17 protein-coding genes are annotated in these 18,462 nt (G+C 62.0%); 7 read left to right on the top strand and 10 right to left on the bottom strand.

Annotation, left to right across the window (positions count from 1 at the left end):
- Nucleotides 1–14: 14 nt before the first annotated feature.
- From DFO48_RS05165 to DFO48_RS05155, 3 genes are all read right to left on the bottom strand, one after another.
- Nucleotides 15–965: a 2-hydroxyacid dehydrogenase gene (locus tag DFO48_RS05165; protein ID WP_114862770.1), complete on the bottom strand. Its 951-nt coding sequence runs from the start codon at nt 963–965 to the stop codon at nt 15–17.
- Between the two features lie 69 nt (nt 966–1,034).
- Entirely contained in the window at nt 1,035–1,805 is a 771-nt protein-coding gene (locus tag DFO48_RS05160; RefSeq protein ID WP_003074307.1) for a class II aldolase/adducin family protein, read from the bottom strand.
- Complete coding sequence (locus tag DFO48_RS05155) at nt 1,787–2,668, bottom strand: TauD/TfdA family dioxygenase (protein WP_114862769.1); 882 nt, start codon at nt 2,666–2,668, stop codon at nt 1,787–1,789. Before DFO48_RS05155 ends, DFO48_RS05160 begins: the two co-directional genes overlap by 19 nt.
- A 244-nt stretch (nt 2,669–2,912) precedes the next feature.
- On the opposite strand from DFO48_RS05155, the gene DFO48_RS05150 reads away from it, so the two are divergent.
- Complete coding sequence (locus tag DFO48_RS05150; protein WP_003074311.1) at nt 2,913–3,566, top strand: TetR/AcrR family transcriptional regulator; 654 nt, start codon at nt 2,913–2,915, stop codon at nt 3,564–3,566.
- A 50-nt stretch (nt 3,567–3,616) separates the two neighbouring features.
- Here the strand turns inward: DFO48_RS05150 and DFO48_RS05145 are convergent, their stop codons facing one another.
- From DFO48_RS05145 to DFO48_RS05120, 6 genes are all read right to left on the bottom strand, one after another.
- Nucleotides 3,617–5,341 carry a biotin carboxylase N-terminal domain-containing protein gene (locus DFO48_RS05145; protein WP_114863100.1) on the bottom strand — a complete coding sequence of 575 codons (1,725 nt, stop codon included), beginning with the start codon at nt 5,339–5,341 and terminating at the stop codon, nt 3,617–3,619.
- 145 nt (nt 5,342–5,486) lie between these two features.
- Nucleotides 5,487–7,112 carry an urea amidolyase family protein gene (locus DFO48_RS05140; protein ID WP_114863099.1) on the bottom strand — a complete coding sequence of 542 codons (1,626 nt, stop codon included), beginning with the start codon at nt 7,110–7,112 and terminating at the stop codon, nt 5,487–5,489.
- Between the two features lie 5 nt (nt 7,113–7,117).
- Nucleotides 7,118–7,885: a LamB/YcsF family protein gene (locus tag DFO48_RS05135; protein WP_003074316.1), complete on the bottom strand. Its 768-nt coding sequence runs from the start codon at nt 7,883–7,885 to the stop codon at nt 7,118–7,120.
- Nucleotides 7,886–7,905: 20 nt separating this feature from the next.
- A complete protein-coding gene (gene pcp, locus DFO48_RS05130) occupies nt 7,906–8,568 on the bottom strand; it encodes a pyroglutamyl-peptidase I (protein WP_003074318.1) in 663 nt (220 codons plus the stop codon).
- A gap of 12 nt (nt 8,569–8,580) precedes the next feature.
- Nucleotides 8,581–9,534 (bottom strand): DUF979 domain-containing protein, encoded by a 954-nt coding sequence (locus tag DFO48_RS05125; RefSeq protein ID WP_114862768.1) that lies wholly within the window; start codon nt 9,532–9,534, stop codon nt 8,581–8,583.
- The gene (locus DFO48_RS05120; RefSeq protein ID WP_114862767.1) at nt 9,531–10,250 is read right to left on the bottom strand and encodes a DUF969 domain-containing protein; all 720 of its coding nucleotides are present in this window, start codon (nt 10,248–10,250) and stop codon (nt 9,531–9,533) included. The genes DFO48_RS05125 and DFO48_RS05120 overlap by 4 nt, the downstream gene beginning before the upstream one ends.
- Before the next feature lie 293 nt (nt 10,251–10,543).
- Here DFO48_RS05120 and DFO48_RS05115 point away from each other — a divergent pair, with 293 nt between their 5' ends.
- The 4 genes from DFO48_RS05115 to DFO48_RS05100 all read left to right on the top strand — a co-directional run bounded on the left by DFO48_RS05115 (nt 10,544) and on the right by DFO48_RS05100 (nt 14,248).
- Nucleotides 10,544–11,221: a GntR family transcriptional regulator gene (locus tag DFO48_RS05115; protein ID WP_003074324.1), complete on the top strand. Its 678-nt coding sequence runs from the start codon at nt 10,544–10,546 to the stop codon at nt 11,219–11,221.
- Between the two features lie 171 nt (nt 11,222–11,392).
- On the top strand, nt 11,393–12,376 hold the full coding sequence (locus DFO48_RS05110; protein ID WP_114862766.1) for a TRAP transporter substrate-binding protein: 984 nt from the start codon (nt 11,393–11,395) through the stop codon (nt 12,374–12,376).
- Nucleotides 12,377–12,453: 77 nt separating this feature from the next.
- Complete coding sequence (locus tag DFO48_RS05105) at nt 12,454–12,960, top strand: TRAP transporter small permease (protein ID WP_114862765.1); 507 nt, start codon at nt 12,454–12,456, stop codon at nt 12,958–12,960.
- Complete coding sequence (locus DFO48_RS05100; RefSeq protein ID WP_114862764.1) at nt 12,953–14,248, top strand: TRAP transporter large permease; 1,296 nt, start codon at nt 12,953–12,955, stop codon at nt 14,246–14,248. The genes DFO48_RS05105 and DFO48_RS05100 overlap by 8 nt, the downstream gene beginning before the upstream one ends.
- Nucleotides 14,249–14,646: 398 nt before the next feature.
- On the opposite strand, the gene glmS is transcribed toward DFO48_RS05100, so the two are convergent.
- On the bottom strand, nt 14,647–16,563 hold the full coding sequence (gene glmS, locus DFO48_RS05095) for a glutamine--fructose-6-phosphate transaminase (isomerizing) (protein ID WP_003073006.1): 1,917 nt from the start codon (nt 16,561–16,563) through the stop codon (nt 14,647–14,649).
- 136 nt (nt 16,564–16,699) lie between these two features.
- Between glmS and DFO48_RS05090 the strand changes: the two genes are divergently transcribed.
- The gene (locus tag DFO48_RS05090) at nt 16,700–17,200 is read left to right on the top strand and encodes an Lrp/AsnC family transcriptional regulator (RefSeq protein ID WP_003073008.1); all 501 of its coding nucleotides are present in this window, start codon (nt 16,700–16,702) and stop codon (nt 17,198–17,200) included.
- Nucleotides 17,201–17,327: 127 nt separating this feature from the next.
- Complete coding sequence (locus tag DFO48_RS05085; RefSeq protein WP_034348140.1) at nt 17,328–18,461, top strand: diguanylate cyclase AdrA; 1,134 nt, start codon at nt 17,328–17,330, stop codon at nt 18,459–18,461.
- Nucleotide 18,462 lies beyond the last annotated feature (1 nt).

The following is an 18,462-nucleotide window of genomic DNA, read 5'->3' as shown; positions in this document are numbered from 1 at the left end:
AAACCTGTGGCGGTTCAATCTGTGATTTCGGGCAGTCCGAAGTGCTGCAGCAGGCATGCCTCGGCCTGTGCAAGCATGGCCTGCAGGCCTTGCCGTGTGGAGCTGGCCATGTGCGGCGTCAGTACCGCATTGGGCAGGTCGATCAAGGCCTCGGGCACTTGCGGCTCATGTGCAAACACATCAAGTGCCGCCGCCGCAATCGTGCGTTCCTGCAGAGCCTGCTGCAATGCCGCTTCATCGACGATGGAGCCGCGCCCCACGTTCACCAGCACGCCCTGCGGCCCCAGGGCCTGCAGCACGCGGGCATCGATCAGTCCCCGGGTTGCAGGCCCGCCGCTGGCGCAGACCACGAGAAAATCCACCTCGGCGGCCAGCTCCAGCACGCTGTCAGACCAGCGGTACGGCACATCGTTCTTGGGAGCGCGTCCCGTATAGGCAATCGACATATCAAAGGCCTGCGAGCGCCTGGCCACGGCACGGCCAATGCGCCCCAGGCCGACGATGCCCATGCGTTGCCCCGAAAAGCGCAGGGTGGGCGGATACCGCCCTTGCAGCCAGCGCCCCTGCCGCACAAACTCATGGGCCTGCACGATCTGCCGCGTGGCCGCCAGCAGCAGGGCCAGCGTGTGATCGGCGATGTCTTCGGCACAGACGTCGGGCGCCTTGCTCACCTTGATGCCCAGTTCTGCGGCTGCATCGAGATCGATGCCGTCCCGGCCCACGCCGATGACGACGATCAGCTCCAGCGCCGGCCACTGCCGCATCTGCTCTCTGCTGACGATGGACTGGGCATTGCACAGCATGGCTCGCACCTGAGCGCACAGCTCGCTGCGCCGGGCGCTGCCGATCCCGGCTGCCTCAAGCAGCTCGAACTGCCGCTGCAGTCTCTCGTGCATGGCTGGCGCCAGCGCCGTGTGAAGCAGCAGCAGGGGACGCTGCGGATTCGGTGATTCATGGATGGACATGGGAGGGCTTCCGGTTGATCGATGCAGTCTTCGCTTCCCGCCAGCAGCGGGCGCAAAGCAAAAGCGGGCCTACTCCAGCACGCCGGGATCGCGGCGGATTTCCTCGCGGCACATGGCCTCCCAGAGGAAGGGAAAGCCGTTGAGGTCGGTGCGCGCTCCGGTCGCCTGGATCACTGCATCGCTCAAGGGGGTGCCACCACCGAGCGCCTGCACCCGCCAGGCCAGGCGGCAGCGCCACTCCAGCGTGATGGCACGCAGATGCGCCTGTCGAATGCTCTCGCCCACCACCAGCGCACCATGATTGGCCAGCAACGCCCATTTGCTCTGGCCCAATGCGCTGGCCACGGCATTGCCCAGCTCGCGCTGCTCCACCGTGCCCCGGTATTCGTCATAGACCACGGGGTCGGTATCGACCAGGGCCGAGGTCTGGTCATACACCGGCGGCACCTTGCCCGTGGCCGACCAGACCGAGCTCCATTCGGGATGGTTGTGGATGACCACGCGCACATCGTGGCGCTTTTCATGCACGTCCATGTGCAGCCGGATGGCCGGAGTGATGTTCCAGTCGCCCTCGATCACCTGGCCTTGCGCATCCAGCCTCAGGATGTCCGAGGCCGTCAGCTCGCTCCAGGTCAGCTCCCAGGGATTGGCAAGATAGCTGCCGTCATCCAGGCGCAGCGTGATGTGGCCCGCGATATGGTCGTTATAGCCTTCGCGCGAGAGCACGCGGCACAACAGCGCAAGCTGCTGGCGATCACCGAGCGCTGGCAGCAGCGGCTTGCGGCCCGGACGCGGCGCGTATCTGGACAGCAGCTCCTGGTTTATTCCGTCGTGGCGCATGCTGCCTCCTGTTCGTGGTGCTTCTGGGCGGCAACGCCCTGGCGTGCAAACACTGATGCCCGGTGCATGCGACGCTGGTTCGGCGCATAGTCCATGATGGCGTTGTGCACCACGCTGCGGTTGTCCCAGATCACCATATCGCCCAGCGCCCAGCGGTGCTTGAACAGGAACTCCACCTGCATGCAGTGCGCATGCAGATAGGCCAGGATGGCACGGCTTTCGGCCTGTGGCAGACCATCTATATGCGTGACATAGGTGGGGCTGACGTAGAGCGCCTTGCGCCCCGTGAGCGGATGCACTCGCACCATGGGGTGCAACTGGCGACGGTTTTGCGCGACCACTTCCACATAGCGCTCATGCGTGCAGATGCCATGCTGCAGCGCCGCCGTCATGGGGCTGTTCATGTCATGCCAGGCACTCAGACCATCGAGGTACTGCTTCATCTGCGGCGACAGCGCATCGTAGGCACTGGTCATGCTGATCCAGCAGGTATCACCTCCCGTTGGCGGCAGGATGCGCGCATGGGTCATGGTGACGATGGGCGGACTGGGCAGAAAGCTCTCGTCGTGGTGCCACATATCGGCGCGGTCGCCGAGCTTGGAGTCTATGACTGTGATCTGCTCATAGCCCTGGCCCAGATTGGGATAGAAGGTATGGACTTCGGCCTCGCCAAAATGACGGGCAATCGCCAGATGCTGGTCGGGCGTCATATCGGGCACATGCAGCACCAGTGCTTCATGTCTGAGCAGGGCGGCTTCCAACTCCTGCAAGGTTTGCGCAGACAACGGGTCTGCCAGGTCCAGCTTCAGCACTTCGGCACCGATGCGCGGGCCGAGAATCCGAACCGAGATGGGGGATGACATGGGCTTTCTCCTCTATGCAATGTCTTGCCCGAGTGCAGTGCTTCTGTCTCCTCCACTGCGTCTGCCTCAGGCTCTGTCGGGCCGCTCCTTAGCGCTAGGATGGTGAGCAGCCTGGTACAAAGTCTAGGCAGAGGGAGTGCGTTTTTCCACTCGCATTCCGGCCCCCTCAAAGACGTCGCAAGTCATTGATGGAAAAAGAAAAAATCAGCACCAACAGATAAACCGAGGACAGGACTTGCATTTCATGGACGCGCCCACCACCCCACGCCCAAAGGACCAGTTGCCGCAACCGCGCAAACAGCCTGTACAGGCACGCTCCAGAGCGCTGGTCGATGCCATTGCCGAAGCCTGTTTGCGCCTTCTCGAAAAAGAGGGAGAGGACGCTCTCACGGTCAATCGCATTGCAGAAGTTTCGGGTGCTGCCGTGGGCTCCATCTATCAATACTTTCCCAACAAGGAGTCCATGATTGCGGCAGTGTATGAACGCCTGCTCAATCAGGAATCCGAGCAGCTTTTCCAGATGCGCGAGCAGTTGCAGGGTCTGCCGCTCGAAGCCATATTGCGCCAGATCTTTGCGAACATGATTCGGGTCGAGCAGCGCCTGCATCAGCTCAGCCATGCTTTCCATGCGCGCTATCGCACGGCATTGCATCTGGGCCTGTGGCATGCACCGCAGGCCAGCCGGGAGGAATTCATCAACACCACCTGGCTGCCACTGCTGCAGATGCATGGCTCGCAGGTACAGACCGACAACCTGCCACTGGCTGCCTATCTGCTGGGCCAGGGCCTGCGCGAGATCATTCACAGCGCCGTGCACGATGTGCCGCAGCAGGCCCGCTCACCCGAGTTTCTCGACGCACTGGTGGCCATGGCCATGAGCTGCGTGAAACGAGGCTAGAAAAACAAAGCGCGACACAGAGGTCGCGCTTCGAGCGGGGCTGGCTATGTCTATCGGATATGCGCGATCACGGCGCTCAAGGTCTGCGCAGAGCCGGCCTGCGCGGCCAATGTGACACGACCGCTCTTGTGGGCCGAGACCTGCATTTCCATTTTCATGGCCTCCATCACGGCGATCACATCGCCTTCCTTGACCTCATCGCCATCGGCAACCTTCCAGGCATGCAGATTGCCGGCAATCGGCGAGATGACCGCGTCAGGGTCCACGCTTTGCTGCGCGGCGGCCTGAGCCACGCCCGTCGTCGGCGCAGACAGACCTTGCAGCAGCATGGCGGGCAGGCCCAGCTGGACGCGGCGGCCGTCGATCTCGATGGCGGTGCGCAGCAGGCTTGTGTCGGCCACAGGTTCGGCGCGGGCTGCCTCTGCCAGCGGCTCGGCAAACTCGGTCTCGATCCAGCGGGTGTGGACATTGAAGCCCATCGTCCCCACGAAGTCGGCCTGATTCAGCACGGCCTTGTGGAAGGGCAGCACCGAAGCCACGCCCTCGATGCGGAACTCGGCCAGCGCGCGGCGCGCACGGGCCAGGGCCTGCTCGCGCGTGGCCCCGGTGACGATGAGCTTGGCCATCATGGAGTCAAACGTTCCGGGGATCACCGAGCCGGTTTCGACGCCCGAATCGAGTCGCACGCCCGGCCCCGAAGGTGGGGCAAAACGCGTGATCAGACCCGGGGTAGGCAAAAAGCCGCGCCCCACATCTTCGGCATTGATGCGGAACTCGATGGAGTGGGCGCGCGGCGGCGGAGTCTGCGTGAATGACAGTGGCAAGCCATCGGCCACGCGCAGCTGTTCCTGCACCAGATCGATGCCCGTGGTTTCCTCGGTCACGGTGTGCTCGACCTGCAAGCGGGTATTGACCTCGAGGAAGGAGATGGCGCCATTGCCGCTGAGCAGGAATTCCACGGTTCCGGCGCTGATATAGCCTGCCTGCACACAGATAGCCTTCGCCGCACTGTGAATGCGTTCACGCTGCGCCTCGGTGATGAAGGGTGCCGGCGCTTCTTCCACCAGCTTCTGGTTGCGGCGCTGCAGCGAACAGTCGCGCGTGCCCAGCACCACCACATTGCCGTGCGTGTCGGCAATCACCTGCGCCTCAATGTGGCGCGGCTTGTCGAGGAACTGCTCCACAAAGCATTCGCCGCGGCCGAAAGCCGTCACGGCCTCGCGCACGGCAGAGGCATACAGCTCGGCCACTTCGTCCATGCGCCAGGCGATCTTCATGCCACGGCCACCGCCGCCAAAAGCGGCCTTGATGATGATGGGCAGACCATGCTGCTGGGCAAAGGCCAGCACTTCGTCGGCATCCTTGACGGGATCGGGCGTGCCGGCCACCAGCGGCGCTCCGACCTGCAGCGCAATCTTGCGCGCCTCGACCTTGTCGCCCAGCTTGGCAATGGTGTCGGGGCGCGGGCCGATCCAGATCAGACCCGCATCCAGCACGGCCTGCGCAAAGGCTTCGCTCTCGGACAGAAAGCCATAGCCGGGATGAACGGCGTCAGCGCCCGAACGCTTTGCAATCGCAATCAGCTTGGCGATGTTCAGGTAGGTGTCGGCGCTCTTGTCGCCATCCAGGCCGTAGGCTTCATCGGCACGGCGCACATGCAGGGCATCGATATCGGCATCGGCATAGACGGCGACGGACTTCACGCCATAGTCGGCGCAGGCTCGCGCGATGCGCACGGCGATCTCGCCACGGTTGGCAATCAGAACTTTGTTAATCATGGTTGCCACCTCAGGAAGCACAAGACAAGGATGCGAGACCGCCGCTGCCTGCTGCGCAGGCCCGGCAATCTGGTGAAACCGCTGCTGCGCAGCAGTTTTCGCCACGGTTGGCAATCAGAACTTTGGTAATCATGGAAGGTCCTCACAAAGTGGGTGTGAGTTCTTCAAAAGAACGAACAGGGTTAAAACGAATCCAGGCACCTACGGGAATCTGCCCCGCAAGGTCCAGGTGATGGGGTGCCACGCAGCCGATGACGGGATAGCCGCCAGTCAAGGGGTGGTCGGCCAGAAACAGCACGGGCTGGCCGCTGGCAGGGACCTGGATGGCGCCCAGCGGAGTGCCTTCGCTGGGCAGCTCGCTGCTCACGGCGCGCGTCAGCGCCTGCTCGCCGGCAAGGCGCAAGCCCACGCGATTGGACTGGGGCGTGACCTGCCAGCGCTGGGCCGCCAGCAAGGCCACGGCCTCGGGCGTGAACCAGTCGGTGCGCGGGCCCAGCTCCACATCCAGCACCACCTCGCCGTCCGGGGCCGGCAGGTCCTGCGCGGGCAGAGCCAGCTCGGCCACCACGGCATGGCGTGCCGTCTGCACCGCCAGCAACTGGCCGCTGTGCAGGGCGGGCGGGCCGACATGGGCCAGGGTGTCCGTCGAAGCGCTGCCCAGCACGGGCGCCACCTCATAGCCGCCGCGCACCGCCACATAGCAGCGGGCACCGGCCACGGGCTGGGCAAGGCTCAGCGTGTCTCCATCGGCCAGCGCAATCGCGGCATAGCGCGGCGCAGACCAGCGGCGTCCGTCGGCCGTGATGATGCTAAGAGGCGCCTCTGCACCGGTCACGGCCACTACGTTCTCGCCCACGCTTTGCAGCGACAAGCCACCGCCTACCGTCTCCAGCACTGGTAGCTGGCTGGCATTGCCGACCAGCCGGTTGGCCGTCTTGAACGCCGCCTGATCCATGGCTCCGGAGGCCGAAACGCCCTGCCCGGCCTGGCCGTGGCGCCCCATATCCTGGAACAGCGTGAGCAGACCCGTGGCGCGCACACGCAAGGCCCCGGCATTCGCCTCAAGATTCGTAGCTGCTTGCGCATGCTCCTTATTGATTTCAGATACTTTTCTAGCTGAAATCGAATTAAATAGAGCGCTAGAAGCTCCCTTTTGCATAGCAATATCGACAAACTGCACGCGGTAGCCGGGCTGCAGCAAAGCCGGCAGATCACGCGCCAGATCCCACATGGCGGCGTCGGTGACGCCAATGATCTGCCAGCCGCCCGGGCTGGCCTGTGGATAGACCGCGCTGAAGCTGCCGGCCAGCGCCACCGCACCGGCCGGAACCTTGGTTCGCGGCGTGGCACGGCGTGGCACGTTGAAGATGGGATCCCCGCCGCTCAGGTAGGCAAAGCCCGGCGCGAAGCCGGTAAAGGCCACCGACCATTCGCTGCCGGTGTGGCGGCGCACCACTTCTTCGGCCGTGATGCCCAGTATCTGGGCGACTTCGGCGAGATCCTCGCCGTCATAGCGCACGGGAATCTGCACCAGCACGTCCGAGCGCTGCACGCTGCCGCTGAGGTCGCACTCGGCAATGCGCCGCACCAGTTGCGCCGCGCCGATGATATGGGGCGCAAACTGCACAAGAATGGTACGCGCGGCAGGCACCAGCTCCTGCACGCCTTCTATGGGCTGTGCCTGCAAGGCGCCCAGCAGCACCAGCGTCTGCTGCAGGTCGGCCAGCTCCACCAGGATGGCGTGGCGATTGACGGGCAAAAAGCGCATGGCACTCATGGCGCGGTGTCCACAAAGGAGGTGATCTGCACGCCCTCTTGCTCGAAGCGCTGGCGGATGTTGCGCGCAATGGCCACGGCACCGGGGCTGTCGCCGTGCACGCAGATGGAATCGGCCTGCACACGCACCAGAGAGCCGTCCACGGCCTCGATCACACCATCACGCACCAGCGTCAGCATGCGCTGGGCAATCAGGTTTTCGTCGTGCAGCACGGCACCAGGCTCGCGGCGCGAGACCAGGGCGCCGTCCGGCGTATAGCCGCGATCGGCAAAGGCCTCGGCCACTACGTTCAGGCCCGCCTCGCGGGCCCAGTCGATCAGGGGCGCACCTGCCAGCGCCATCAGCACCAGCCTGGGATCGATGGCCTTGATGGCATTGATCACATCCATGGCCTGGCGCTTGTCCTGGGCAATGGTGTTGTAGAGCGCGCCGTGCGGCTTGACATACTGGACGCTGGTGCCGGCCGCCTGCGCCAGACCTTGCAGGGCGCCGATCTGGTAGATCACGTCGGCCACCAGATCGCCGCTGGCCACATCCATGTTGCGACGCCCGAAACCCGACAGGTCGCGGTAGGCCACATGTGCGCCGATAACCACGCCGCGCGCCTTGGCAGCCCTGAGCGTGGTCAGCATCCCGGCCGGGTCGCCAGCATGAAAGCCGCAAGCCACATTGGCGCTGCTGACGATGTCCAGCATGGCCGCATCGTCGCCCATGCGCCAGGCGCCGAAGCTCTCGCCCAGATCGCTGTTCAAATCCATTTTCATCATTCGTCTCCCGGTCGGCATCAATGCAGCTGACCTGCGTGTTCCTGCAGATCCTGCTGCACCGTCATGGCCGTATGAATGGCTGTGCGTATGCCCTGAATCTGTGTCTCCAGCGCCATGCTGGCCATGCCTGGCTGGCGCGCGGCCTGCTGCGGCAGCGCGGGTATGTGAATAAAGCCGCCGCGCACGCCGGGGCCCGCACGGCGCGACAGCCTGTGCATCAGGGCATAGAACACATGGTTGCAGACAAAAGTGCCCGCCGTGTTCGATACAGAAGCCGGAATGCCCGCGTCCCGCAGATGGCGCACCATGGCCTTGATCGGCAGGGTCGAGAAATAGGCTGCGGGCGCATCGCGCACCACGCACTGATCGACGGGCTGATGGCCCGCGTTGTCCGGAATGCGGGCATCGTCGATATTGATGGCCACGCGCTCCGGCGTGATTTCCGAGCGCCCACCGGCCAGCCCCAGGCTGATGATGAGCGCGGGCTGCAGCCGCGCCAGCGCCTCATCCAGCGTCGCCATGGCCGCGCCAAACACGCAGGGCAGTTGCACGGCATGCACCACGCCATCCGCGATCAGCTCGCCGTCCAGCGCGCGCGCCACTTCCCACGATGGGTTGACGCTATCTTTATCGAAGGGCTCAAAGCCGGTCAGCAGGATTCGCTTGGCAGCGGCAGTCATGGCAACTCTCTCTTATCGGAACATCAGGAAGTTGAGCAGGAACACATTGACGATCAGCAGCGTGATGGCCGTGGGAACCTGCGCACGGATGACGGCATTTTTGTCAATTTCCAGCAGTGCTGCGGGCACCAGGTTGAAGTTGGCCGCCATGGGCGTCAGCAAGGTGCCGCAGTAGCCCGACAGCATGCCGACCGCAGCCATCACGGCCGGGTCACCATGGTAGACGCCAACCAGCACGGGCACGCCCACACCGCCCGTCATCACCGGAAAGGCCGCAAAGCCATTGCCCATGATGACGGTGAACAGCGCCATGCCGATCACATACACGGCCACGGCCACAAAGCGCACATCCATGTTGATGTAGGTAGTGGTCACATAGGCCACTGCCTTGCCCACGCCGGCATCCGAGAACACCAGGCCCAGCATGCCCAGCATCTGCGGCAGTACCAGGGCCCAGCCCAGTGCGTCGATCAGGCGGCGCGACTCGCGCAGGCCCTGCACGGGGGTCTCGCGTGTCATCTTGCAGGCCAGCACCAGCGCGATCACGCAGCCGATGCCCAGACTGACCAGCGTGCTGTTCTTGGGGTCGATCAGGGGAGTGCCGCCAAAGACCAGATGCTTGGCAGACAGCGTGCCTACCATGGTGATCAGCGGGATGGCCAGCGCCGGCACGAACAGCTTGTTGCCCAGGCGCTTGGCGCTTTCCAGGTACTGCGCATCGGTGCGCGGCTGGTGCTTGCCGCCCATCACGCCGCCGAAGCCGGCAATCAGGGCCATGACGACCGCGACCGCTCCCACCCATACGGGCGGCAGCAGATCACCGACGAGGAACACCAGCGCGTACAGCGCCCAGAACAGGCCCGCCGAGAAACGGCGCGGGTTGCTGCCGTCGCGCAGCGTCATCACGGCCGTCACCGCCAGCACCAGGCCGACGAGGTAGTACAGGTATTGAATGGTGATGGTCATGCCTGTTCTCCCTGGGCAACTTTCTTTTCCGCAGCAATTTCACGCGCCAGTTGCTTGTCCAGGCGATGCAGGCGCAAGGCATGGATGGCAAATGCCGAGATGGCCGTGGGAATGCCCCACAGCGCGACATGGATCGGCTCGACCTCGATGCCCGCCTCCTTCAGGAAGGTGGTCATCAGCACGATCGCACCGAAGGCCACGAAGATGTCCTCACCAAAGAACAGACCCACGTTGTCCGTGGCAGCCGACATGGCACGCAGCTTCTCGCGCACCTTGCCCGACAGCTTGCCGTAGCGGTTTTCCGTCGCGCCTTCGGCCATGGGGGCCAGCAGCGGACGCACCATCTGGGGATGCCCGCCGAGGCTGGTCAGGCCGATGGCTGCCGTGAGCTGACGCGCTGCCAGGTAGACGATCAGCAGACGGCCGGCTGTGGCCGACTTGATGGAGCTGATCCAGTTCTGCGCGTGCTGACGCAGGCCATGGCGCTCCAGCAGGCCGATCACGGCCAGCGGCAGCAAGATGATGAGCGGCAGGTTGCGGGTCTTGATGAAGCCGGTCCCGATGGCGGCCAGAACCTTGTCCAGCGGAAAGCCCGCGGCAAAGGCTGTACCGATGGCGGTCACGATGACCACCAGCATGGGGTTAAAGCGCAGCGCGAAGCCGGCAATGATGATGAGCACGCCGATCAGCGGCCACAGGTTTACGTCTACAGGCATGGAAGCCTCCGGAAATCACGCCCTGATCCGCTGCGCGGCGGGCTCTACCAAAGACGGGAACGCTATCGGCAACCCCGCCCAGCTCTTTTGAGGAAGGCTGGGCAGCTCTGTTTCAGACCTGCTTCATTCCCCAAATTGTTGAACAATCCATTTAGATTGATTCCACAAATGAAATTGTTTGCAGAACAAATAGACTTTGTAATAGAGCAAACCCTAGGTCGCGCCACTCTTTTGGATTTCTCTGAGCCAACAGAACGATGGCTACACTCTGGCGACAGCCAAAAGGGAACGCCATGAAAGTCGCCGCAGAGGTTCAGAACCTGACCGAACGCATCGCCGAAGAAATACGCAGCCAGCTGGTCAAGGGCGTGCTGAGCCCGGGCCAGCGACTGTCCGAAGCGGCACTCAGCGAAGCGCTGGATATTTCGCGCAACACCTTGCGCGAGGTGTTCCGCATGCTGACCAAGGAAGGTCTGCTGGTACACGAGCCCAACAAGGGCGTATCGGTGGCCGTGCCCAGCATGGCCTCCATCATCGACATCTATCGCGTGCGGCGCATGATCGAGTGCCAGGCCCTTGCACAGGCTTACCCCATGCACCCGGCGCTGACGCGGATGCGCGAGGCCGTGGAAAGCGGCCAGCGACACAGCGAGGCCGAAGACTGGTCCGAGGTGGGCACCGCCAATATGGCGTTTCACAAAGCCATCGTGGCCCTGGCCGACAGCGAACGCCTCAACGAGATGTTCTCGCATCTGCTGGCGGAGCTGCGCCTGGCCTTCGGCCTGCTGCGCGACCCGCATTTCCTGCATGCCCCCTATGTAGGCATGAACCTGAAGATCCTGCAGATCTTCGAAGCCGGCAGGCCCGCAGAGGCGGCGCAGGAACTCAGTGCCTATCTGGTGCACTCGGAGCGCATCATTCTGGCCGCCTATGCCCGGCGTCTGGCAGAGGCGGGCATCAAGGCTCCCTGAAATTTTTTGTTCAACAATCACAACCAACTCAATGGAGACAAGAAAGAAAACGCCCTACGCTTTATAAAAACTCGTTGAAATCCCTCATGGATGTTTGTTGAGACAAATGCTACTTTTGGCACAACTCTTGCCTGAGTTCATTCGTCCGCATCTCTTATCCAAGGAGTTTTCATGAAGCGTCGCCTTTTCTGCGCCACCGCCACCTTGCTCGCCGGCATCGGCATTGCCGGTCATGCCATGGCACAAACCAAGTGGGATTTCGCCACCGCATACGGGCCTGGAAACTTTCACTCCAAGAACAACGAACTGTTTGTGAAGGATGTGGATGCCGCCACGGGCGGCAAGCTCAAGATCACGCCGCACTTTGGTGCATCGCTGTTCAAGATGCCCGAAATCAAGCGTGCCGTGCAAACCGGCAATGCACAGATGGGCGAGTTCTTTCTGGTGAGCTTTCAGAACGAGTCGCAGATCTTCGGCACCGACGGACTCCCGTTCCTGGTGAGCAACTATGAGGATGCCTACAAGCTCTACCAGGCTCAGAAACCCGCGCTGCAAAAGCTGCTGGACAAGCAGGGGCAGGTGCTGCTGTATTCCGTGGCCTGGCCGCCCCAGGGCATCTACACCAAAAAGCCCGTCAGCTCCGCAGCCGATCTCAAGGGCATGAAGTGGCGCGTCTACTCGCCGACCACGGCCCGCATTGGCGAGCTGATCGGCGCCCAGCCCGTGACCGTGCAGGAGGCAGAGCTGTCCCAGGCTCTGGCTACCGGCGTGGTGGATGGCCTGATCACTTCCAGCGCGACCGGCGCCGACAACAAGCTGTTTGAAAGCCTGAAGTACTACTACAACGTGCAGGCCTGGATTCCCAAGAATGCCGTGACCGTGAGCAAGAAAGCCTTTGGCGCACTGGACAAGAGCACGCAGGAAGCCGTGCTCAAGGCCGCTGCTGCCGCCGAGCAGCGCGGCTGGAAAGAGTCCAGGGAAGTGGATGCGCGCTCGATAGCCGCCCTCAAGCAAGGCGGCATGCAGGTCGAGCAGCCCTCCGCCCAGCTCAAGGCCGACCTGGGCAAGATCGGTGCGACCGTGATCAAGGAATGGACGGACAAGGCCGGTGCTGACGGCCAGGCCATTCTCGACGGCTACAAGGCTGGCAAGTAAGGCGCAGGTCGCGTCCGCCCGTCCAGTTCCGGCATCGGGCTGGCGGCGGATGGCCTCATCCGTTCAGGAAGACAAGCATGCGCAAGTTACTCAATGGTTTATATGAAGGCAGTGCCTGGCTTGCAGGCATCGCCATGATCGGCGTGCTGGCGATGGTGCTGCTGACCATCACCAGCCGACTCTTTGGCTTCAGTGCCCCGGGCACCGATGCCTACGCAGGCTACGCCATGGCGGGCGCCGGCTTCATGGCCCTGGCCAGCACCTTGAAGAAAGGTGAACATATCCGCGTCACCCTGCTTCTGGGCGCGCTCAAGGGCAAGGCCTACAAGGCGCTGGAATTGACCGCCCTTGGCGTCGCCACCATTCTTTCGGCCTTTCTGGCTTTCTATTCCGCGCGTCTGGTGTGGCAGTCCTGGGAGATCGAAGACATCTCCGTGGGCATAGACGCCACACCGCTGTGGATTCCGCAGATTTTCATGGCTCTGGGAACGATTGTTTTCTTCATCGCGTTCTGCGACGAGCTGGTGCTGGAGCTGCTGGGCAAACGCAAGGCGGTAGAGAAGGAGGGAACCCCTCATGAATGAAATCACCGCAAGCATTGCACTGATTGTGGTGCTGCTGATCCTGCTTGGCGGCGGTGTCTGGGTCGGACTGACGCTGGCAGGCGTAGCCTGGTTCGGCATGGAGTTCTTCACCGCGCGCGCTGCGGGCGATGCCATGGCCATGACCATCTGGGGCTCGGCCAGCAGCTGGACCTTGACGGCTCTGCCGCTGTTTGTCTGGATGGGCGAGATTCTCTACCGCACCAATCTGTCCGAGAGCATGTTTCGCGGTCTGGCACCCTGGGTCAATGCGCTGCCGGGCCGCCTGCTGCACACCAATGTCATCGGCTGCACGATTTTTGCGGCAGTGTCCGGCTCCTCGGCCGCCACCTGCGCCACCGTGGGCAAGATGAATGTGCCCGAGCTGCGCAAACGCGGCTATCCCGAGAACATGGTGATCGGCTCGCTGGGCGGCCCCGCCACACTGGGTCTGCTGATCCCGCCCTCCATTATCTTGATCGTCTATGGCGTGTCGGCCGAGCTGTCGATCTCCAAGCTCTTCATGGCGGGCGTGCTGCCAGGCATCATGCTGGCCCTGATGTTCAGCGGCTGGATCGTGGTCTGGGCCTTGATGAACCCGGACAAGGTGCCCAAGGCCGACAACTCCATGAGCTTCAGGCAAAAAGTCTACGAGTCGCGCCACCTGATCCCCGTCGTACTGCTGATCTCGGGCGTGATTGCCAGCATCTACAGCGGCATTGCCACGGCGACCGAAGCGGCCGGCATAGGCGTGATGGGAGCACTGATTCTGTCGGCCCTGCAAGGAGCTCTGACCTGGAAAAACTTCAGGGAATCGCTGTTCGGCGCCACCCGTCTGTACTGCATGATTGCGCTGATCCTCGCCGGTGCAGCCTTCATGACCTTGTCCATGGGCTATATCGGTCTGCCACGCCAGCTGGCCGAATACGTGGGCAGCCTGAACCTGTCGCCTGCCATGCTGATTGCGGTGCTGGGCCTGTTCTACATTCTCATCGGCTGCTTTCTGGACGGCATCTCCACCATTGTGCTGACCTCCAGCGTGGTTCTGCCCATCATCCAGGCCGCAGGCATCGACCCCCTGTGGTTCGGCATCTTCCTCGTGATCACTGTGGAGACCGCCCAGATCACGCCACCGGTGGGCTTCAACCTGTTCGTGCTCCAGGGCATGACGGGCAAGCAGATCACCTATCTGGCCCGCGTCTGCGCACCATACTTCCTGCTGATGGTGCTGGCACTGGTCATCCTGTGGTTCTTCCCGCAGATCGTGACCGTGCTGCCCAATAATATGTAAGCAATATCGTTGTGCACAAACGCCCCGAAAGGGGCGTTTGTCATAGGTGCGCCAGGATGGCTGCATGCATGCCAGAACATGCAGGCTTCAGCGCCGGAATGTGGATGCCGAATCCCTCTGACAGGGTGTTACGAAAAATGCACACTACGCTGTTAGATTAGTTGGGTTAGCCATCCAGACACATCGCAATGAAAGAAAAAATCAACTTCATTGAGAGGGAGCGCCTCTACCGACATGAACTCAAACGCCGCCGCGTTAAATTTCTGCCCATGCAGGTACTGCGCCGGGTCTTCAAGGCAGCAGGAGTCTAGCCAGCGCTGAAGCCAGCCATCCACCTGCCACGCCCAAACCAAAAAGCGCTCCCTTGGAGCGCTTTTTTGTGGCACGAAGCAATAGGCTTATTCCACCGTGACCGACTTGGCCAGGTTGCGCGGCTTGTCCACATCGGTGCCGCGTGCCACCGCCGTGTGATAGGCCAGCAGCTGCAGCGGCACCACGTGCAGGATGGGGCTCAGGGCACCATAGTTCTCGGGCATGCGAATCACATGCATGCCTTCGCTGCTTTCGATATTGGTCTTGGCATCGGCCAGCACATAGAGAACACCGCCGCGGGCACGCACTTCCTGCATATTGCTCTTGAGCTTTTCCAGCAGTTCGTCGTTGGGCGCCACGGTGACCACAGGCATCTGGCTGTCCACCAGTGCCAGCGGGCCATGCTTGAGCTCACCGGCGGGATAGGCCTCGGCGTGGATGTAGCTGATTTCCTTGAGCTTGAGCGCACCTTCCAGTGCAATGGGGTAGTGAATGCCGCGACCCAGGAACAGCGCATTTTCCTTTTTGGCGAAGTCTTCAGCCCAGCTGATGATTTGCGGCTCCAGCGCCAGCACGGATTGCAGTGCAACGGGAAGGTGGCGCATGGCAGTCAGATATTGCTGCTCCTTCTCTTCGGTGAGACGACCCTTGGACTGAGCCAGCGCCAGCGTCAGCAGGAACAGACCTGCAAGCTGTGTCGTGAAGGCCTTGGTCGATGCCACGCCGATTTCCACGCCGGCGCGCGTGATATAGGCCAGCTCGCACTCGCGCACCATGGCGCTGGTGGCCACATTGCAGATGGTCAGGCTGTGCTTCATGCCCAGGCTCTGGGCATGGCGCAGGGCCGCCAGCGTGTCGGCCGTCTCGCCCGACTGGCTGATGGTCACGATCAGCGTCTTGGGATCGGGCACGCTGGTGCGGTAGCGGTACTCGCTGGCCACTTCCACATTGCAGGGAATACCGGCAATCGCCTCTATCCAGTACTTGGCCGTGCAGCCGCTGTAATAGCTGGTGCCGCAGGCCAGAATCAGGACCCGGTCAATCTCCTTGAATACTCGCCAGGCCGCCGCGCCGGTCTTGCCTTCCGAAGTGACCCCGTCAAACAGCTCGGGGGCAATGTTCTTGAGGCCTTCCAGCGTATCGCCCAAAGCGCGCGGCTGCTCGAAGATTTCCTTCTGCATATAGTGGCGATAAGGGCCCAGTTCGGCTGCGCCGCTGTGTGCCATCACGGTTCTGACCGGCCGCTGCTGCTCTGTCAGGCGCTCGCCGCTCTTGCTGATGACCCAGTAGCGTCCCGGCTGCAGATCGATCAGATCGCCCTCTTCCAGGTACACGATCTGGTCGGTCACACCCGCCAGCGCCATTGCATCGCTGGCCAGGAAGTGTTCTGCGCCGTCCTTGCCCACACCCAGAATCAGCGGCGAGCCGGCACGAGCACCCACCACACGGCGAGGCTCATCCCGGTGCATCACGCCAATCGCATAGGCGCCATGCAGGCGAGCCGTGGCGGCCTGCACCGCTTCGAAAAGATCCCCGTTGTAGAGGCTGTCCACCAGATGGGCAATGACCTCGGTGTCGGTCTGGCTGGCAAATACATAGCCCTTGGCCTGCAACTCGGCACGCAGGGCTTCGTAGTTCTCGATGATGCCGTTGTGCACCAGTGCCACCCGTGCCGGCGCATCGGCATCGGCCACGGGCGAGATGCCGGGGCCATGGCTGAAGTGGGGGTGGGCATTGCGCACCGCAGGCTCGCCGTGAGTCGCCCAGCGGGTATGGGCAATGCCGGTGAAACCTTCCACATGCTCGGTCTTGACCTGCTCCATCAGCTCGGCCACGCGGGCTGTGGAGCGCGCACGCTGCAAGCCCTGGCTCAAGCCATTGGCATCTGCTGCCTGTACAGCCACACCACAGGAGTCATAACCGCGATACTCAAGTCGCTGCAGACCCTGGACCAGAACCGGAACGATATTGCGATGAGACACCGCAGCAACAATGCCACACATAGAGGTACACCTTAGGTTGTTTGAGCGAGCATGCTAACGGTTGCGATAAGAAATTTTCAATCAATAAGAACAACGTAATGACTGAAAATTTCATCAAATCATAATATTGAATATTTATTCAATAAAATTCATTTAAATGAATGAAAATTCCATCAACCTGGACGACATCGACTTGCAACTGCTACGGCAATTGCAGCTGGATGCCAGCCTGAGCAACCAGGCCCTGGCCCGGCATCTCGACCTGTCTGCCCCTACCTGCCTGCGCCGGGTCAAGCGCCTGCAGGAGCTGGGCCTGATTGAGAAACAGGTCGCCATCCTCAGCAGCGAACACATCGCCCGCCTCACCGGTCATGGCCTGCAGGCCATTGTGGAAGTCTCGCTGGACCGGCAGGACAGCAGCTCACTGCTGCAATTCGAGCACAAGGCCGTGGCCGAGCCCGGCGTGCAGCAATGCTGGCGCGTCTCTCCCGGCCCCGACTTCATCCTCGTCATTGCCAGCATCGATATGCCAGCCTACCTGGCATTGAGCCAGAAGCTGTTCACGCAGGATGCCAATGTGCGCAATGTCAAAGCCTTCTTCAGCATCAAGCGGGCCAAATTCACTACCGCACTGCCCTTGCCCGTCCCCAATCACTAGTGACTTGCACGCCTTTATTTTTGAGCTGCCATGTGTGGTGCGGATGCCGCGCAAGCTCCTCAATAATTGATACAAATTGTATTAATTAGATTATTCTCGCAACCTTGACTTAAGCCAATTCCACCAGATGCCCTTGCATCGAGATATTCACCGCCGGACCTACCCTCTGCGCGCCTCTTATATGGCACTGGGCGGAGCAGTGGTGGCTGCAAGCCTGTCATATCTCCCGACCAATCTCGCCTGGTGGGCATTCACGGCGGTCAGTGCGCTGCTATGGCCGCATATTGCTTTTTTGCATTCAAGCCGGCAACAGGATCAGTTCCATGCGGAGTATTTCAATTCTCTGATAGATGCGCTGATCGTCGGCTGCTGGATTTCTCTGATGCACTGGAGCCTGCTGCCCAGCATCTGCATTCTGGCCATCGGCGTGGCCGACCGCTTCTATACCGGTTTGAAGCGCCGCTGGCTGCCTTCCTTGATCGCGCTGCTGTGCGGCATGCTGTTCATGAGCATCGCCATAACGCCCACCCCGCAATGGGACGCACCACTGGCGGTGCAGCTCAGCCTGCTGCCGCTGATCATTTTGCACAGCGCCTATGCAAGCTGGTCCAACAGCCGAATGCTCAAGACTCTGGCCAGGCAGAACCTGCAGCTCAAGTTACTGGGGCGCATTGATCCGCTGACCACGGTATACAGCCGCGATTACTGGTGGAAAAAAGCCCGTGCCGCGCTGCACCAGCACCGCACCGTCAAGGAGCAGACCTGCCTGCTGGTGATTGACATTGACCGTTTCAAAAGCGTGAATGATCTGTACGGCCATATTGTGGGCGACGAAGTTTTGAAAATGATCGGGCTGGCGATTAGAAACAGCCTGCGCAGCAACGATATTGCAGGGCGCTACGGCGGCGATGAATTCACCGTGCTTTGCAAACACACCACGGCCAAGGAGGCATATTCGGTCGCCATGCGTATTTGCGAAAAAATTGCGCAGATACGCATTCGCGAATATCCACAGCTGCACATCAGCGCAAGCATCGGCGTTGCCGCAGCCGATGACAGTTTTGGCTCGGTGACCGAATGGATCAAAGCGGCCGACAGCGCGCTCTACAGCGCCAAGAGCGGCGGGCGCGACCAGGTGATGGATGCCACGCAGCAACCCGAGCGGCAGCACAGTCCCTCGACCATGCCCATGCGACCGGAATCCACGCGAATCAGCCCGGCGAGTTCCGGACAGGAAAGCCTGGACCGCGACGTGGTCTGAC

The sequence above is a fragment of the Comamonas sp. AG1104 genome, from assembly GCF_003350425.1.
GTDB classification, from domain to species: domain Bacteria; phylum Pseudomonadota; class Gammaproteobacteria; order Burkholderiales; family Burkholderiaceae_C; genus Comamonas; species Comamonas testosteroni.
The sequence above is the reverse complement of the archived record's forward strand: the minus strand, read 5'-3'. Positions and strand labels throughout refer to the sequence as shown.

Coding starts and splice junctions, on each gene's coding strand:
- DFO48_RS05165 (WP_114862770.1), bottom strand. CDS start 965: ATGTCCATCCATGAATCACCGAATCCGCAGCGTCCCCTGCTGCTGCTT.
- DFO48_RS05160 (WP_003074307.1), bottom strand. CDS start 1,805: ATGCGCCACGACGGAATAAACCAGGAGCTGCTGTCCAGATACGCGCCG.
- DFO48_RS05155 (WP_114862769.1), bottom strand. CDS start 2,668: ATGTCATCCCCCATCTCGGTTCGGATTCTCGGCCCGCGCATCGGTGCC.
- DFO48_RS05150 (WP_003074311.1), top strand. CDS start 2,913: ATGGACGCGCCCACCACCCCACGCCCAAAGGACCAGTTGCCGCAACCG.
- DFO48_RS05140 (WP_114863099.1), bottom strand. CDS start 7,112: ATGCGCTTTTTGCCCGTCAATCGCCACGCCATCCTGGTGGAGCTGGCC.
- DFO48_RS05135 (WP_003074316.1), bottom strand. CDS start 7,885: ATGAAAATGGATTTGAACAGCGATCTGGGCGAGAGCTTCGGCGCCTGG.
- pcp (WP_003074318.1), bottom strand. CDS start 8,568: ATGACTGCCGCTGCCAAGCGAATCCTGCTGACCGGCTTTGAGCCCTTC.
- DFO48_RS05125 (WP_114862768.1), bottom strand. CDS start 9,534: ATGACCATCACCATTCAATACCTGTACTACCTCGTCGGCCTGGTGCTG.
- DFO48_RS05120 (WP_114862767.1), bottom strand. CDS start 10,250: ATGCCTGTAGACGTAAACCTGTGGCCGCTGATCGGCGTGCTCATCATC.
- DFO48_RS05115 (WP_003074324.1), top strand. CDS start 10,544: ATGAAAGTCGCCGCAGAGGTTCAGAACCTGACCGAACGCATCGCCGAA.
- DFO48_RS05110 (WP_114862766.1), top strand. CDS start 11,393: ATGAAGCGTCGCCTTTTCTGCGCCACCGCCACCTTGCTCGCCGGCATC.
- DFO48_RS05105 (WP_114862765.1), top strand. CDS start 12,454: ATGCGCAAGTTACTCAATGGTTTATATGAAGGCAGTGCCTGGCTTGCA.
- DFO48_RS05100 (WP_114862764.1), top strand. CDS start 12,953: ATGAATGAAATCACCGCAAGCATTGCACTGATTGTGGTGCTGCTGATC.
- glmS (WP_003073006.1), bottom strand. CDS start 16,563: ATGTGTGGCATTGTTGCTGCGGTGTCTCATCGCAATATCGTTCCGGTT.
- DFO48_RS05090 (WP_003073008.1), top strand. CDS start 16,700: ATGAATGAAAATTCCATCAACCTGGACGACATCGACTTGCAACTGCTA.
- DFO48_RS05085 (WP_034348140.1), top strand. CDS start 17,328: ATGCCCTTGCATCGAGATATTCACCGCCGGACCTACCCTCTGCGCGCC.